This is a genomic window from Gilliamella sp. B3023, assembly GCF_026536845.1.
GTDB lineage: Bacteria > Pseudomonadota > Gammaproteobacteria > Enterobacterales > Orbaceae > Gilliamella > Gilliamella apicola_E.
In genome coordinates, this window is sequence record NZ_JAFNNH010000002.1 from 179522 (window position 1) to 197099 (window position 17578).

At 33.7% G+C, this 17578-nt stretch carries 15 protein-coding genes; all 15 read right to left on the minus strand.

The genetic code is table 11. The features are described 5' to 3' along the window. Position 1: 1 nt before the first annotated feature. A complete protein-coding gene (locus tag J3U16_RS02205) occupies positions 2-301 on the minus strand; it encodes a ComEA family DNA-binding protein (RefSeq protein WP_267330028.1) in 300 nt (99 codons plus the stop codon). 152 nt (positions 302-453) lie between these two features. Then, positions 454-2325, minus strand: a complete 1872-nt coding sequence (locus J3U16_RS02210; RefSeq protein ID WP_267342436.1) for a SurA N-terminal domain-containing protein — start codon at positions 2323-2325, stop codon at positions 454-456. 127 nt (positions 2326-2452) lie between these two features. After that, positions 2453-4888, minus strand: coding sequence for an endopeptidase La (lon, locus tag J3U16_RS02215; RefSeq protein WP_267330026.1), 2436 nt, complete (start codon positions 4886-4888; stop codon positions 2453-2455). 162 nt (positions 4889-5050) lie between these two features. Continuing rightward, positions 5051-6316, minus strand: a complete 1266-nt coding sequence (clpX, locus tag J3U16_RS02220; RefSeq protein ID WP_065734766.1) for an ATP-dependent protease ATP-binding subunit ClpX — start codon at positions 6314-6316, stop codon at positions 5051-5053. A 19-nt stretch (positions 6317-6335) separates the two neighbouring features. Further along, the gene (clpP, locus tag J3U16_RS02225; RefSeq protein ID WP_305054763.1) at positions 6336-6938 is read right to left on the minus strand and encodes an ATP-dependent Clp endopeptidase proteolytic subunit ClpP; all 603 of its coding nucleotides are present in this window, start codon (positions 6936-6938) and stop codon (positions 6336-6338) included. A gap of 89 nt (positions 6939-7027) precedes the next feature. Next, positions 7028-8329 carry a trigger factor gene (tig, locus tag J3U16_RS02230; protein WP_065734764.1) on the minus strand — a complete coding sequence of 434 codons (1302 nt, stop codon included), beginning with the start codon at positions 8327-8329 and terminating at the stop codon, positions 7028-7030. A gap of 105 nt (positions 8330-8434) precedes the next feature. Beyond that, positions 8435-9463: a UDP-3-O-(3-hydroxymyristoyl)glucosamine N-acyltransferase gene (gene lpxD / locus J3U16_RS02235; RefSeq protein ID WP_267330025.1), complete on the minus strand. Its 1029-nt coding sequence runs from the start codon at positions 9461-9463 to the stop codon at positions 8435-8437. Further along, positions 9463-9951, minus strand: a complete 489-nt coding sequence (locus J3U16_RS02240; RefSeq protein ID WP_267342437.1) for an OmpH family outer membrane protein — start codon at positions 9949-9951, stop codon at positions 9463-9465. Before J3U16_RS02240 ends, lpxD begins: the two co-directional genes overlap by 1 nt. Before the next feature lie 41 nt (positions 9952-9992). Beyond that, the gene (bamA, locus tag J3U16_RS02245; RefSeq protein WP_267342439.1) at positions 9993-12416 is read right to left on the minus strand and encodes an outer membrane protein assembly factor BamA; all 2424 of its coding nucleotides are present in this window, start codon (positions 12414-12416) and stop codon (positions 9993-9995) included. Positions 12417-12441: 25 nt separating this feature from the next. Next, positions 12442-13752, minus strand: a complete 1311-nt coding sequence (gene rseP / locus J3U16_RS02250) for an RIP metalloprotease RseP (protein ID WP_267342441.1) — start codon at positions 13750-13752, stop codon at positions 12442-12444. A 13-nt stretch (positions 13753-13765) separates the two neighbouring features. Further along, positions 13766-14602 carry a phosphatidate cytidylyltransferase gene (locus tag J3U16_RS02255; RefSeq protein WP_267338178.1) on the minus strand — a complete coding sequence of 279 codons (837 nt, stop codon included), beginning with the start codon at positions 14600-14602 and terminating at the stop codon, positions 13766-13768. Beyond that, positions 14596-15321 carry an isoprenyl transferase gene (locus tag J3U16_RS02260; RefSeq protein WP_065734759.1) on the minus strand — a complete coding sequence of 242 codons (726 nt, stop codon included), beginning with the start codon at positions 15319-15321 and terminating at the stop codon, positions 14596-14598. Before J3U16_RS02260 ends, J3U16_RS02255 begins: the two co-directional genes overlap by 7 nt. 47 nt (positions 15322-15368) lie before the next feature. Further along, a complete protein-coding gene (gene crp, locus J3U16_RS02265; protein WP_034903327.1) occupies positions 15369-16001 on the minus strand; it encodes a cAMP-activated global transcriptional regulator CRP in 633 nt (210 codons plus the stop codon). An 85-nt stretch (positions 16002-16086) separates the two neighbouring features. Next, positions 16087-16293 carry a YheU family protein gene (locus J3U16_RS02270; RefSeq protein ID WP_065734758.1) on the minus strand — a complete coding sequence of 69 codons (207 nt, stop codon included), beginning with the start codon at positions 16291-16293 and terminating at the stop codon, positions 16087-16089. A gap of 126 nt (positions 16294-16419) precedes the next feature. Next, positions 16420-17511 (minus strand): hypothetical protein, encoded by a 1092-nt coding sequence (locus tag J3U16_RS02275; protein ID WP_267342443.1) that lies wholly within the window; start codon positions 17509-17511, stop codon positions 16420-16422. Positions 17512-17578 lie beyond the last annotated feature (67 nt).

Consider the following 17578-nt stretch of genomic DNA (forward strand, 5'->3'; position numbering starts at 1 on the left):
TTTATAAAGAGATTTTTCCTATATTTTTATCCAGCGTTGCTTGACCAATACCAGAAACTTCCTTTAATTGTTCTATAGAAACAAAAGGACCAAATTTTTCTCGATACTCAATAATTTTCTTAGCTTTACTCATCCCAATACCAGTTAATACTTTACTTAGCTCTTCAGCTGTTGCCGTATTAATATTGACTTGTACAATTTGCTCATCTTTTATAGTGACATCTGCTTTCGAATCAGCAAAACTAACTGTTGAAAAAAGTAAAGATGAAAATAAAAGGCATAATAGTGTAAAAATTTTCATGTAAATTAACTCCAATATAATTATGCAACTAAATTTGCTTCATAACTATCTCATGGAATTAATTTGCTAAATTTTAATATTCATAAAAATGCGAAAAGCCACCAAAGTGGCTTCTCTTTTTTTGATTTATCACCAAAATTTTTCGATCTTTATCACAAATTTGCATCAGGCATGATTTCAATCTTTGCTTTAGAACGAATATCATTTGCAAGATAATGAAAAGTGTTAGACATAGATAATGGTAATAATTCTGGTGAAATATCTTGATACTCCTTAGGCGTATCAACGTCAATTAAGGTGAAAATATAAGCAGTATTATTTTCTAAATATTCCACATTAAACTCATCAGATTTAACACCTGAAATTGGTGGTTCTAAACTAAAAACCATATCAACTACTTTTTTGTCTAAATCTTTCGAATCTCTGTGCAAAACATATTTCTTACTAAAGCTTACTTTATCTGAATTTCCAGTAGTATTTAACTCATTTAAAAGGCTTTCAACATTAGCTTTAAAACGACTCTCGGAGATATTTTTAGATAGTTTTTTATTAATTTCATCTTTAACCTCATCAAACGGAGCTATCCCCTCTGGGTGATAGTCAGTAACTTGAATAATAAAATCATAGCTACCATGAGATCTTTCAACTGGAATTAAGTCTGATAATTTAAGAGTCGGTTGCCCATTAGCGATCATTTCTTCGCTAAAGACTAAATCACTAATTTCAGGATGAATCATGATTGTAGACATATCTTTATAAGTTGTCCAATCAGTTGTTTGAACTTCAAGACCCGTTTTTTCAGATAACTCTTCAATTGATTTAGGTGATTGAGATAAGGCATTTTTCATTTTATCTTCAACAGCATTAAATCCATTTTGTAATTTTTGTTTAGTTAAATTCTCGTAAATTAAAATTGAAGCATAATCAAAATCCATAGCCTTTGGTGGTAACTCAGCATCAAGTTTAATTATGATAAAGCCATCATCAGTCGGAATTGGATTTGAAATTTGATTAACTTTTTTCAAGTTTGCTTTTTTAAAGAACTCAGGCAGAGAATCATCATCAGCAAACCAACCTAAAGAACCATTCTTACCATAAGCAGAAATATTATTATTATTTTGATTTAGACTTTCAGCTATATTTTGAAAATTTGCGCCTGAAGATAACTCTTTAACGATCTTGTCTGCTTGCGCTTTGTCTGTAACAAAAATAGCACTAAACTCTTTTTTTGCTGGGTAGGTATATTTTTTTAAATTTTGTTCATATTCTTTTTTTACATCATCATCAGTAACCTTAATGGTTTTAGCGATGTCATCTTTTGAATTATAAATAAATTTTAATTTTACTCGCTCTTTCCTCATAAAATCATTTTTATGTTCATCATAATACTTTTTCTCATCTTCTTCGGTAATATTAATGTCTTTCATATCATCTATTGAAGAATCAATCTTAGTAGCATAGATAGTTCTTGTCTGATCTTTTAACAAGGAAATTTCAGATTCAGAAGGTAAAACAAAGCTAGTTGTGACTAATGCATTAATAACTTGTTCTTGTTGTAACGATGTTTTTAATAAGCTTGCATAACTTTCAGCAGTAAAACCGTTTTCAGCAAGTAGATTTAAATAATTTTGATTATCAAATTTTCCATCTATAAAGAAAACTTTCTGCTTTTTAATAAAATCTTTTACGCGCTCGTTACTGATTGTGGCATGAATATTTTTTGAAAATTGATAAGCTAAATAATTATCTATTTGCTCAGATAAGACTTTTCTTCGGATTACTTTGGTAAGCGAAGCATCACCACCTGTAATTTTATTTAATTCTTGCTTTACTTGAGACTCAAATTGAGTTCGACTGATCCCTTCTCCGTCGACTTTAGCAACGTACAATTGCTCATCATTTGCACCACTGCCACCACCAAAGCCTAAAAATCCAACACCAGTAAAAATAAAACATAAAATAATAATAGCAAAGATTATTTTAACAACAAGACTGTTTGCAGCTGTTCTTATTTTTTCCATCATAGCTTGTCATTCTCCATATACCTGAATTTTAATTTCGCAAGTATATCATATTTGCCAAAATTGGCTATTATCTAATTAAAGGTCGAAAAAAAAGCCAACATAAGGTTGGCTTTTTGATTGGTTTATTTTAGTTCAATCGAGTTGAAATATTTGCTGTATTTTTAATTTTTTTAACAGATTTTTTAACTGGCGACTTTATTTGAACTTTTTCCTTAACCGGCTCAATACCAAATGGATTATTTTGCAATGCAATCGTCAATACATCATCTATCCATTTAACAGGTTTTATATCAATTTCAGCTTTAACATTTGCTGGAATTTCTTCGAGATCTTTAACATTATCAATAGGAATTATAGCTGTTTTTATGCCACCTCGGTGAGCAGCCAATAATTTCTCTTTTAATCCACCAATTGGTAATACTTCACCTCGTAGAGTAATTTCACCAGTCATGGCAACATCAGCACGAACAGGGTTACCCGTTAAAGTAGATACTAATGACGTACACATTGCAATACCTGCACTCGGACCATCTTTAGGTGTAGCACCATCAGGAACATGCACATGTATATCACGCTTTTCATAGAAATCGCTATTAATACCCAATTTTTCAGCGCGCGAACGAACAACCGTAAGTGCCGTTTGAATAGATTCTTGCATAACGTCACCAAGTGAGCCGGTATAAGTTAATTTTCCTTTACCAACAACACTCATTGATTCAATGGTTAGCAAATCACCACCGACTTCTGTCCATGCCAAACCATTCACTTGACCGATCCGGTTTTCACTTTCGGATTTACCATAATCAAAACGCTGTACACCCAAGTAATCTTTTAAGTTAGTTTGAGTTACACTTACTTTACGCAAACGCTTGTTTAAAGCCAATTGTTTAACAACTTTACGGCAAATTTTAGCAATTTCTCTTTCTAAGCTTCGGACCCCTGCTTCACGAGTGTAATAGCGAATAATGCCAATTACAGCTGAATCATCAATATCAATTTCATTTGCTTTTAGGCCATTATTAGCAATCTGTTTAGCGATTAAATGTTGTTTAGCAATGTTCAATTTTTCATCTTCGGTATAACCAGATAACCGAATAACTTCCATTCTATCAAGTAGTGGTGCTGGAATATTCATTGAATTAGCTGTCGCAACAAACATGACATCAGATAGATCATAATCCACTTCTAAATAATGGTCATTAAATGCATTATTTTGTTCAGGATCCAGAACTTCTAGTAATGCCGATGCAGGATCACCACGCATATCAGAAGCCATCTTGTCAATTTCATCTAATAAAAATAGCGGGTTTTTTACACCAACCTTTACCATACGCTGAATTAATTTACCTGGCATTGAACCAATGTAGGTTCTTCGGTGTCCACGTATTTCCGCTTCATCGCGCACACCACCTAAAGCCATACGAACATATTGTCTACCCGTAGCTTTAGCAATGGATTGACCTAATGATGTTTTACCAACGCCTGGAGGCCCGACTAAGCATAAAATTGGACCTTTAACTTTATTTACTCGACTTTGTACAGCCAAATACTCTAAAATTCGGTCTTTTACACGATCCAGCCCATAATGATCTTTATCTAAAACTTTTTGTGCAGCATTAATATCTTTTTTTACTTTACTGCGTTTATTCCAAGGAACTTGTAACATCCAATCAATATATCCGCGAACAACAGTTGCTTCGGCAGACATAGCAGGCATCATCTTAAGCTTATTAAGCTCAGATAGTGTTTTTTCCTTTGCCTCTTTTGGCATTTTTGCTTTAGTAATTTTTGAGTTTAACTCTTCAAATTCATCAGGTTTATTATCTATATCACCTAACTCTTTATGAATTGCTTTAATCTGTTCATTTAGATAATATTCCTTTTGCGCTTTTTCCATTTGTTGTTTGACGCGTTGACGGATATTTTTTTCAACTTGCAACAAGTCAATTTCTGATTCCATTAATGAAATAAGCAACTCGAAACGTTTTTCTAAATCAGCAGTAACTAAAATCTCTTGTTTTTGTTCAACTTTTATATATAAGGTAGCAGCTATGGAATCTGCTAATTGAGATGATTCTTTAATTAAATGAATTGAATCAACAACCTCTTGAGTGACTTTTTTATTAAGTTTCGCATAATCATCAAAATTTGATAATAAGACTCTTATCATCGCTTGACTAATATTATCAGCTTTCTTAGCTTCTTTTAGCGGTTTAATATTTGCAATTAAAAAATCATCATCTTTTCGTTCAATAATATCAACAATTTTAGCTCGCGCGACACCCTCAACCAGAACTTTAACTGTACCGTCAGGTAATTGAAGTAATTGTAAAACATTGGCTATAGTACCGACTTCATACAAGTCCTCTACATCAGGTTCATCTTGTGAAGGATATTTTTGTGTTACAAGAAAAACTTGTTTATCCATCTCCATTGCACTTTCCAAACAACGGATTGATTTATTACGACCAACGAAGAGAGGAATTACCATATGTGGAAATACAACAACATCACGCAATGGTAAAATAGGCATAATCATTTGTTTAGTTTGTTTTGTCTTCATTTTATTCTCTCGGTAGTACAAACTTATCTGTCTTATATTGGGGTGATTTTAAGATATTCAAGCTTATCCTGTTTTAAATACGTAGTACAATAAATGTACATACGTATTTCACTTTTTACATAAATGCTGCTTACCAGTTTGAATAGGATAATTGCTTATCTATTATGCAGATAGTTCTGTATCTTCACGAAAAATCAATTTAGGTGATTGCAAATGATTTACCGTATCTTTCTCAACAAGTACTTTTTTTACGTTTTGCATTGATGGTAAGTCATACATTGTATCTAACAGTATATTTTCGACAATTGAACGTAATCCTCGAGCACCTGTTTTACGTTTCATCGCATTAATTGCAATGGCATCTAAAGCTTCTTTAGTAAATTCCAGTTCTACACCATCCAACTCTAATAAAGCATTAAATTGTTTGGTTAAAGCATTTTTAGGTTCGGTTAATATATTAACTAAAGCATCTTTATCAAGTTCTGATAACGTTCCAATAACAGGTAATCGACCAATAAATTCAGGTATAAGACCAAATTTAACCAAATCTTCTGCCTCTATCTGAGCTAATAACTCAGATTCTGTCGCTTTATTCTTAGTGCTTTTTACATCAGCACCAAAACCAATACCTGTGTTGGTAGAGACTCGATTTTCAATAACTTTATCTAACCCACTAAATGCGCCCCCACAAATAAAGAGGATTTTAGAAGTATCAACTTGTAAAAACTCTTGTTGTGGATGCTTACGTCCGCCTTTAGGAGGAACAGATGCAACAGTACCTTCAATAATTTTTAATAAAGCTTGCTGAACACCTTCACCAGAAACATCTCGAGTAATAGATGGATTATCTGATTTTCTAGAAATTTTATCAATTTCATCAACATAAATAATCCCACGTTGCGCTTTTTCTACATCATAATCACAACTTTGTAATAATTTCTGAATAATATTTTCTACATCTTCACCAACATATCCAGCCTCAGTCAATGTAGTTGCATCAGCCATGGCAAAAGGGACATCAAGAAAACGTGCTAATGTTTCAGCTAATAATGTTTTACCACTACCCGTAGGACCAATTAATAAAATATTGCTTTTACCTAACTCAACATCACTACGGTTAGAATAGCTACGTAAACGTTTATAATGATTATAAACAGCAACTGATAATACTTTTTTAGCCCGTTCCTGACCAATAACATATTCATCAAGATGAGCTCGTATTTCGTGCGGTGTCGGTAATGGTTTACTAATAAATTCTTCATGTGAAAGAAAACTTTTTGTTTCTTCTTTTAGAATATCATTACATAGTCCAATACATTCATTACAAATATAAATAGATGATGGCCCAGCAATTAGCTTACGGACTTCATGTTCACTTTTGCCACAAAAAGTACAATAGAGTAATTTTTCTGAGTTTTCTTTATCCACTTTCTTTACCTATTTATTATTAAGATCGTTTACTGTATATGGCGTCAACTAATCCATATTCAACTGCTTTCTCGGCTGACATAAAGTTATCACGATCTGTATCTTTTTCAATTACACTAATATCCTGACCAGTATGCATTGATAAAATATTATTTAATCGGCTTTTAACCTGTAATATTTCTTGAGCATGAATTTGAATATCTGACGCTTGTCCTTGAAAACCACCTAATGGTTGGTGGATCATGACGCGTGCATTAGGCAGGCAAAAACGTTTACCTTTAGTACCAGCAGTTAAAAGTAATGAGCCCATTGAACATGCTTGTCCAAGACAAATAGTACTCACATCTGGTTTAATAAATTGCATCGTGTCATAAATAGCCATACCAGCAGTCACTACTCCACCAGGGGAATTGATATATAAATGGATATCTTTTTCAGGATTCTCAGCTTCAAGAAAAAGCATCTGAGCAATAATCAAATTTGCCATATTGTCTTCAACTTGCCCAGTTAAAAATATAATTCTTTCTTTTAATAATCGTGAGTAAATATCATAAGCTCTCTCGCCACGAGAACTTTGCTCAACAACCATTGGAATCACACTCATGTATGGTTCTAAAGGCATTTTCATCTCCTAATTAAACAAAATAGCCCAAACAATTGATCCTTATTTGGGCTTATAATGAATTTTAATTAAATAAAGTGACAAGCTGCTTAAGCAACTTGTTGATTCATTAATTCTGAGAATGAATAAGTCTTATCTGTCACTTTTGCGCTAGCTAATAATAAATCAACTACTTGATCTTCTAGTGCAACAGAACGGATATTATCCATTGCTTTCTTATCTTTACGATAATAATCAACCACTTCTTTAGGATCTTCATAAGCAGTTGCAATTTCATCAATTAAAGATTGTACTTTTGCTTCGTCAGCCTTTAACTTGTTACTTTCAATGATTTCGCTAAATAATAATCCAACTAACACGCGGCGTTTAGCTTCTGCTTCGAATAACTCTTTAGGTAGATCCATTGATTGTTTAACATTACCACCAAAACGAGTTAAGGCTTGTTGACGTAAGACATCAATTTCGCGATCAATTAAAGCAGATGGAACTTCAATATCATTATTTTTTACTAAACCATCAATGACTTGTGTTTTGATTTTATTGCGAATTGTTGCATTAAGTTCACGTTGCATATTTTTGCGTACTTCTGCTCGTAAACTTTCAACTGTGCCATCAGCAATACCAAATCTTTTCACTACTTCTTCAGTTAGTTCTGGTAACTCAAGTTCTTCAACTTTTTTAAGTGAAGCAGAAAATACTGCTGGTTTACCTTTTAAATTCTCAGCATGATAATCTTCTGGGAATGTAACATTAATATCAAATTCATCTCCAGCTTTGTGACCGATGATTGCATCTTCAAAACCAGGGATCATTCGACCTTGTCCTAATACAAGTGCAAAATCATCAGCTTTACCGCCTTCAAATTCAGCACCATCAACTTTACCTAAAAAGTCAAGCGTGACACGATTTTGTTCTTTTGCTGTCTTTTTAACAACTTTCCAAGTACCTTGTTGTTTACGTAAGGTTTCAATCATTGTTTCCACATCAGCATCAACAACTTCAGCTACTGGTTTTTCAACTTCGATTTTATCTAAATCTTTGATTTTAATTTCCGGATAAACTTCAAATTCAACAGTGAAAGTATAATCTTCACCATTTTTATATTCTGTTGGAATATATGTTGGCGCACCAGCTGGATTTAATTTTTCTTGGATAATAGCATCGATGAAATTACGTTGCATCAAATCACTTAAAGCGTCTTGTAAAATAGAAGCACCATAGCGTTGTTCAACAATTTTTAAAGGTACTTTTCCTTTACGGAAACCATCAATACGGACTTTTTTTGCTGTATTGATAAGTTCTTTATCAACTGCTTTGGTAATATCTTCTGATTTAATTGTAATTGATAAACGACGGCCTAAACCTTCTGTTGTTTCTACCGAAACTTGCATCTTTATACCTCGGAATTATTGAATATATTTGCTCATAATTATAAATTGATTAATTGAGCTAATTAAATTTATAAAATAGGGAAGCATTATACCGACCGTAATCGTCTACGTCGAGACATTTAATAGCTTCTTCTCAAGTGCTTTCAAACGTTTATTCATTTCATCAATATGTAAAACTAATGAAGCTGTTTTACGCCATACTTTATTTTGTTGTAATGGAATACCCGATGAATATACACCCGGCTCAGTAATTGGTCTCATAACCATACCCATCCCAGTCACAGTTACTTGATCACAAATTTCCATATGGCCGTTAATAACACTCGCACCACCAATTAGGCAATGGCGTCCAATCTTTAAACTACCCGCCATAATAACACCACCAGCGACAGCAGTATGATCACCAATAATATCGTTGTGCGCAATTTGACATTGATTATCAATAATGACGCCATTACCGATGACAGTATCATCTAAAGCACCACGATCGATTGTTGTTGATGAGCCGATTTCAACGTTATTACCAATTACTACTCGACCAAGCTGAGGAATTTTTATCCATTTACCTTTGTCATTTGCATAACCAAATCCATCTGCACCTATTACTGTTCCTGATTGGATCAAACAGTTTTCACCAATAATACAGTTATGGTATATAGATACATTAGACCATATTTTTGTGCCTGCACCGATTTGAGTATCTTTCCCAATAAAACAGCCAGCACCAATACAACAGTTATCACCTAGATTTACACCACTTTCTATAACAGCATTTGGACCAATTGATACATTTTGTCCAAGCTTAGCAGTAGGATCAATCACCGCTGATTGTGCGATACCTTTAGCGGGTAACGGTGTCGTATCTAAAAGTTGTGCTAATTTTGCATAAGTAAGATAAGGATCTTTAACAATCAAAGCAGCCCCATTCCAATATTTAAGGCTATCTTCTGTCATAACAACTGCTGAAGCGTTACAAGTTAATAAATTGTTTTGGAATTTTTTATCCGACAAAAAAGTGATTTGACCTTTTGTGGCACTTTTCATTGATGCTACACCGGTGATAGTTAATTCACCATCACCATATAATGTAGCATCAAGCTTGTCAGCTAATTGCTCTAAACGAAAAGCAAACATTATTTTTTAACCTTCTCCAAAACTTTGTCAGTAATATCAACAGCGTCAGAGGCATATAAAACCGTATCTGCTCTTAAAATAAGATCATATTTTTCTTCAGCAACAATGGTTTTGACTGCTTCTTGAATTTTGGTTAGTAATTTACCAGCTTCTTTTGTTTCGCTATCACGATATTCATTTGCGAAAGCTGTGGCTTTATTCTGAAAATCTGCAATAGTTTTATTTAATTTAGTTTTTTCTGAAGATGACAAAGTTAGCCCTTCTTTCTTTAAACGTGCAGCTGCTGCATCAGCAAGCTTTTGTTCTTTTTCTAATGCTTTAGCTCTCGCTTCAAATTTTTGGTTCAATTCTTTACCGATTGCTTCTCGTTCTGGCATACGATCCATTACAGATTTAATATCGATAACACCAATTTTAGTTTCAGCGTTTGCAAAGCCTGTAAAAAGTAGAGCAATACTGATGCCAACAACAGATATAATTTTTTTCACTTTATTCACCTATGTGTATTTTAGTTATTAACAACATGGCATTACCATGTTGAACCTATATTAAATTGGAATTGCTGAGCTGAATCACCATGATATTTCTTTAACGGCTGTGCATAAGAAAATACCAATGGTCCTAATGGCGACATCCATTGAACAGCAAGACCAGCAGACATTCTAATATCAGATGGGGAACTATAATCAGGAATATTTTTGCCTTTTAGATCCCATTCACTATCCCAAACCGTTCCTGCATCAAAAAATACTGATGTTCTAATACTATCTGTATATTTTTCACTTGCAAATGGTGTTGGAACTATTAGCTCCGTACTTCCGAATGCTAACGCATTACCACCTATTGCATCTTTAGAACTAGTACATTGAGCTGTATCACCTAAGGTTCTACATCCGGTTTTATTAAAATATACCGCTTTAGGGCCGACAGTATTTGCTTTAAAGCCACGCAATACAGTTGAGCCACCTGCATAGAAATTCTCATAGAACGGTAATTCTTTTCCACCTAATCCAGCACCATAACCTAATCGGCCACGAGCTAAGAATACCCATTTATGATCGGTATCAATTGGATAATAATAAGTAGCATCACTAACCATTTTATAGAATCTATTGTCAAATACTGGCACTGTCGCTTTTAAATTAGCGGTTAGTTTTAACCCATCTGTTGGGAAATAGCCGCGATTTAACGTGTTATATGTCCAATAGGCATTCAATAACAAATCATTGGTGTCATATGAATAAGACTTATCTTTATCTTTCATATTTTCACCCATAGACTCAAAATAGCGCCACATATTATACTGTGGTTGCATATCAGTTAATTTATGATTAGCGTATTCTGTACCAAAACGGACAAAGTTATTTTCACTAATCGGGAAGCCTAAGTCTAAATTAGCCCCCCAAGTTTTACTTGAATACTCAGATTCATCATCATCACTATCAGTTTTATAAGTATTGTAGTAAACGCTACCACCTAAACTGACACCATCAACAGTAAAATAAGGATTAACAATCGAAACAGATGCAGTTTTATCACTGCTGGTTGTATTAATATCAAATGAAACGCTATTACCCGTTCCTAACCAGTTATCTTGAGAAATTCCAGCATTAAAACTTATACCACTGTCTGAGCCAATACCCACGCCAAATTTAATACTACCCGTATTACGTTCAGCTACTTTATAAATAATATCAACTTGATCATCAATGCCAGGAACTCGTTCAGTATTCGCTTCGACACTTTCAAAGAAACCTAATCGATTTAAACGTTCTTTACCAAGTTCAACCAAACCATTACTTAACCATGAGCCTTCCATTTGACGAAGTTCACGACGAACCACACTCTCACTTGTAATGGTATTGCCGACAATTTTAATATTGCGTACGTAAAAACGTTGCCCTACATCAACTAATACTACTAATTTAACAGTATGTGATGAGTCATCCATTTCAGGCTGAATAGCTACTTGAGGATAAGCATAGCCAAAATTAGCCAGCAATCGCTTAATATTATCCTCAATATCAGTTATTTTTTTACCATTATAAAGTTCACCTACAGTAAGCTTTTCTTTGGCTAGTTTTTGTATTGCCTCTTCATGTCCTGCAAAGTTACCTTTAAAATCAAAATCGGCTAACTTATATTGTTCACCTTCATGAATATTAATAGTGACATAAATCCCTTTTTTATCTGGCGTTAAGCTAACTTGTGTAGACTCAATATTAAATCGAGCATAACCTCGATTTAAATAAAAGCTTTGCAACTCATCTAAGTCCGATGCCAATTTTTGCTTTTGATATTTACGATCACCAAGCATATTCCACCAAGGCACTTCATCACGTAATGAAAAACGTGAAATAAGCTCTTCAGATGAAAAAGCTTTTGCACCCACGATATTGATTTGATCTATTAAAGCAGATTTACCTTCAGCAATAACTAATTTTAAATCAACACGATTTCGAGATAATGGTGTTACGACCGCTTTGATTTGAGCATTATATTTACCAACACTATAGTAAAAATCTTCTAGACCTTTCTCAATTCCCGAAAGCATTGTACGATCTAATGCATCGCCTTCACGAATACCGGTACTATCTAAATTCTTTTTCAACATGTCATCTTTGACAGATTTATTTCCGGAAAAGGTAATACTTGCTATAGTTGGGCGTTCTTGGACATGAATAATTAATCTGTCGCCATCACGAGAAACAGTAATATCATCGAAATTACCGCTGGCGTAAAGTGATTTAATAATGCGGCCTAAATCAGATTCATTCACATAGTCACCGACTTGAACAGGCATTTCAAGCATTGCAGCACCGATTGTGACTCGCTGCAAACCTTCAAACTTGATATCCTTAACCACAAAATCATCAACACAAAATGCATTGGAACTATATACTGCTGTGGTACTAAACAGCAAAGATGCTATAAGTAATTTATTTATTTTCATCGTATATATTTATAACCTCATCCCATTACAATCGTAAAATATCATTAAATAGTGCAATTCCCATTATTACCATTAATAAAACAAATCCGATACGAAAAAAACGCTCTTGTGCTTTATTTGATAAGGCATTTCCTTTTATTTTCTCAAAAAATAAAAAAAGCAACTGCCCGCCATCTAACATAGGTAATGGAACAAGATTGATAACTCCTAAACTTATACTAATAAAGGCTAGAAAATATAAGTAAGGGGTAAATCCATAACTTGCTGTTTGCCCTGCGCTTTTTGCTATTGTAATTGGTCCGGATAAATGTTTTAGACCAATCACTCCTGTTACTAATTGATAAAGAGAGCGAACCGTTAACTTAGTCGTTAACATTGTTTGTTTCATCGCTTTATCGAATCCATTAAAAAAATCATATTTTTTAATTACTGCATCAGATGTCGGATAGAAACCTGCAACACCTTCCCCATTTCTATTTCTTTTTGGCTCAAGTGTAAGATCGACGTCTTTATTGTTCCTACTTACCTTCAGTTTTATAATTCCAGCTTTTTTTATAGTATCAGTAAAATCATTCCAATTTTGATAAAGGTGCTCATTATAACTGATTATTTTATCACCTACTTTTAAACCAGCTTGAGCTGCTGCTGAATCGGGTACAATTTTACTCACAATTGGATAAATTTCCAATTGTTTAGGTATAAATCCAAATGCTGCGATTGCAGATTCCTTTTCAATATCAAAAGACCAATTACTAATATTAACATCCCGACTAACTTCTTGTTGCTCAATATCAGTACGATAGGTAACATTAATATTGCTTTTACCTAAAGCAGAAATCAATGCTGCATTTACATCATTCCAAGTGTCTATTTTAGCATTATCAATCATTCTTAACTCTGCATCTGCTGGCATATTTATAGATGCAGCTGGTGTTGAAGGTATAATACTTTTTATTTTAACAGGATAATCAACCACACCCGTCAAAAAAATAACCCAATAAATAATTAATGCTAAAACAAAATTAGCAAATGGCCCTGCAAAAATAATTGCAGCCCGTTGCAAAATACTTTTTTTATCAAAAGCGCGTTTTTCTAAATTGGGGGATAATTCACTCGTTTTGCTATCGAGCATTCTAACATATCCGCCAAGTGGAATCATAGCGATAACTAATTCAGTTCCGTTTGAAAATCTATGCGACCATATTTTTTTTCCAAACCCGATTGAAAAACACTCTACATGCACTTTACATAGCCGAGCAACAAAAAAATGCCCAAACTCATGAACTGTAACTAATATACTGATAGTAATAATAAATAACAACAGTGACCAAAGCAAAATCAGTAACCCTTTAGAATAAATGCAAAGATAATACAGTAAATACAGGAACTGCCGACGTTAAACTATCAATACGATCTAAAATACCACCATGTCCTGGGATAAGATTTCCACTATCTTTAATTCCTGCTTCACGCTTAAACATGCTTTCAGTCAGGTCACCTAATACCGAAGCCAAAATAGCCAATAGGGAGCTAAATAAAAATTGAGTAAAATTAATATTAAAATAACCAGTTAAGTAAGCGATCACACAAACTAAAGTTGCTAAACTGACACCACCGATAAAACCTTCTACCGTCTTTCCTGGTGAGACTTTGACAGCTAATTTCCGTTTACCAATCGCTCTTCCAGCAAAATAAGCACCTGTATCGGTTGCCCATACTAACACAAATACATAGAGCAACCAAATAGACCCAGTATAACTATTAACACTGTAATTAATAGTTCGTAATTCAAGCATTCCTATAAAAAAAGGGACTAAGGTAAAAAAAGCAAACAACAGCTTAATTAATGATGATTTAGACCAGTATTTTGCTGAGTTAGGATAACCTACAACTAATAACAAAGCGGTTAACCACCAAATAACTGATAAGCAAATTATTAAAGCAAATAACTGACTTTTTAGTGTTGACTCAATGGGGATGAAGTAAAGCAAAACTATTGAAAAAACAATAAAAAACAAAAGAACTGTTTTCTCGGTTCTTTTTGCTAAAAAATTACGCCATTCCCATGCTGCTAATGCACAAACAGCGATGATTAAATAAGAAAATATCGATAAAGGTGCAAAAAATAGTGCAATAATAACAAGGGGAATAAGTACGATGGCAGTTAAAATACGCTGGATTAGCATGAAAGGTCCTCATTTAGAACGCCACCAAAACGCCGTTCTCTAGTGTTAAAAATATTTATCGCTTCATCAAATGATGCCTGATTGAAATCAGGCCACAATGTGTCAGTAAAATACAATTCTGCGTATGCACATTGCCATAATAAAAAATTACTAATTCGGTATTCGCCACCGGTGCGAATAACTAAATCAACTTCAGGTAAATCATTCATACAAATAATCGAGCCAAAATATTCCTCATTGATATCCTGTGGCGTTATTTTACCATCTAAAGCTTGTGAAGCTATTTTTTTAGCTGATTCAACAATATCCCAACGACCCCCATAATTAGCTGCAATATTCAAGGTAAGGCCAGTATTATCTTTGGTTAAAAGCTGAGCATTAATAATAAGGTTTTGAAGATTTTGATTAAATTTTGATATATCACCAATGATATTTAATCGAACATTATTTTTATTTAAATTTTTAATTTCGCGATTTAACGCATAAATAAACAGTGAAATTAAAGCAGTAACTTCATTAGCTGGACGTTTCCAATTTTCACTACTAAAAGCATATAACGTAAGCACTTTTACATCTAATTTTGCTGCATATGTGACAATTTTACGCACCGCTTTTAAACCAGCTCGATGGCCTTTAGCGCGTAATTGATTTCTTTGCTTAGCCCATCGACCATTACCATCCATAATAATCGCCACATGGTTGGGAATATATTGTGTCATGTATAATCTCGTTATATATCTATCATATTAATGATAATTTCGATAAATCAACGGGTGCCATAAACAACTATCGTCTTACCATGTGCTGAAATTAGGTGTTGATCTTCAAGCATTTTTAAAATTCTTCCAACGGTTTCACGTGAACAGCCGACAATTTGCCCAATCTCTTGGCGGGTTATTTTTATTTGCATACCATCTGGGTGAGTCATCGCATCAGGCTGTTTAGTTAAGTTTAATAGTGTTTGTGCAATTCGTCCCGCGACATCCAAGAAAGCTAGATTACTGACTTTTTCTGATGTAACTTGTAACCGGCTTGCCATTTGACTAGCTAATCGCATTAATATATCTGGGTTAACTTGCACTAGCTGTTTAAATTTTTTATAGGATATTTCGGCCACTTCACAACTTGTTTTCGCTTTAACCCAAGCACTACGTTCTGTACCTTCTTCAAAAAGACCTAATTCACCTAAGAATTGATTTTGGTTTAAATACGACAAAATCATTTCATTACCTTCATCATCTTTAATCAATACCGCTACAGATCCTTTTAAAATATAATAGAGAGTTTCGGCTTTTTCACCTTGATGAATAAGGGTACTTTTAGCTGGATATTTATGAATATGGCAATGAGATAAAAACCATTCCAATGTTGTATCTGATTGCTGTTTACCAATCATTATTCCTTCCTCTCTATTCAAATTACTACAGTAACACTATAACAAAGTTACAGAATAAATCATATACTCACTAAAATGATTTTAATCATTATTTAATAAATTTAATATCTACTGTTTCATGTAATTCAGACCAAAAAATTGCAGCTGAACCATTAATTAAATGAAGTTTTACATCATTCACTTTATCTTCAAGTGATTTTTCTTGCTCACCATAATCAGTCCCTTCACGTAAAACAAAGTATTCTATTAGATTGTTTAGAGTAGTTGAATCAAGAGATTGCCAAGGAATTATCATAATTATATTTGCTGAGTTAACTTACATTAATTTATTTTAACAAGTTAATTATAAGAAGTGCATACGGAATATTAAATAAAAAAACCACTCAGTTGAGTGGTTTTAATTAGTTTCATTAAATAATGATTAGTTTGCAGTGACTTTAAGTTTGAAGCCTTGAATACCTGCATCATAGCCATCGCCACTATTAAGGCTATCGTATACTGTATTATGTTTTACACTACCAGTGCCACCTAACTTAATCACGCCATAACCTTCTGGGCTAGCATCTGCATCTCCAGCCGGTACACCAGCTAGAGTATCAGTTGCTGCAGCAGTTTGAGATCCCTGTGCAGCACTATTATTACCATCTAGACTCCATGTAAATGTGTAAGATGCTGATTGGTTTATATCTCCACCAGTGAAGTTAGGCGTTGTGCTAGTACTAGTTGGATTTGCTTTCAACCATACAACAGCCGCTAGTTTATCACCATATTTTGGTACTGTAGTAGAAGTACTAGCAGCAAGGTTGTCCGCAAAATCTACACTACCTGAAGGAGTATATTTAAATATACCTAACGTTGTAGCACCAGGATATTCAATAGGACCTACAGGGATATCTGGATCTTTATCACCAGGACCGTGTTGATCTTGACCTGGATCTGTAGGATTAGAACCACTATGACCTGGAGTAGTAGTACCATCCCAAATATCACTTACCCATAACCATTCATTTTCTCTTGGAGCACCATAAGGAGTAATTTCTTCAAGTTTGAAACCGATTTTTGTAGCACCCGCCATAGAAGGACTAATTTTGAAATAAATATGACCTTCTTGATCATTGACGGCAAAATCTTTAGTTATATCTGTAATTTCAGTCCAAGTACTAGTAGTGCCGATTTTAGCATAAACTGTAAGTGTATTTAATACAGCCTTTTTAGTAGTTGAATCTTTATCTCCATCTGCATCTACTAAGTCATAAAAGATATGAATGTAATCACCAACTTTAGCTTTTACACCATTACCAAGAGATGTTGCACCTGTTGTATCATTTGAAATACGAAGAGTCAAAGATCTTTCAGCTGGGGCGCTAGTATGTGCACCTTTTGACCAAATTACTGGTTTATTACCTTCTATTGAATTTTGAGTTATTGCTGGATCTAATGCATAAGCACTGCTAGCAGCATAACCTGCTAAAAACAAACTTAATGCAACTTTTTTAATTGCTAATTTTTTCATGTTTAACTTCCTATTTTCTCTAATAAATTAACATGTTATATTTATATAAATACACCGTTTTTATTGG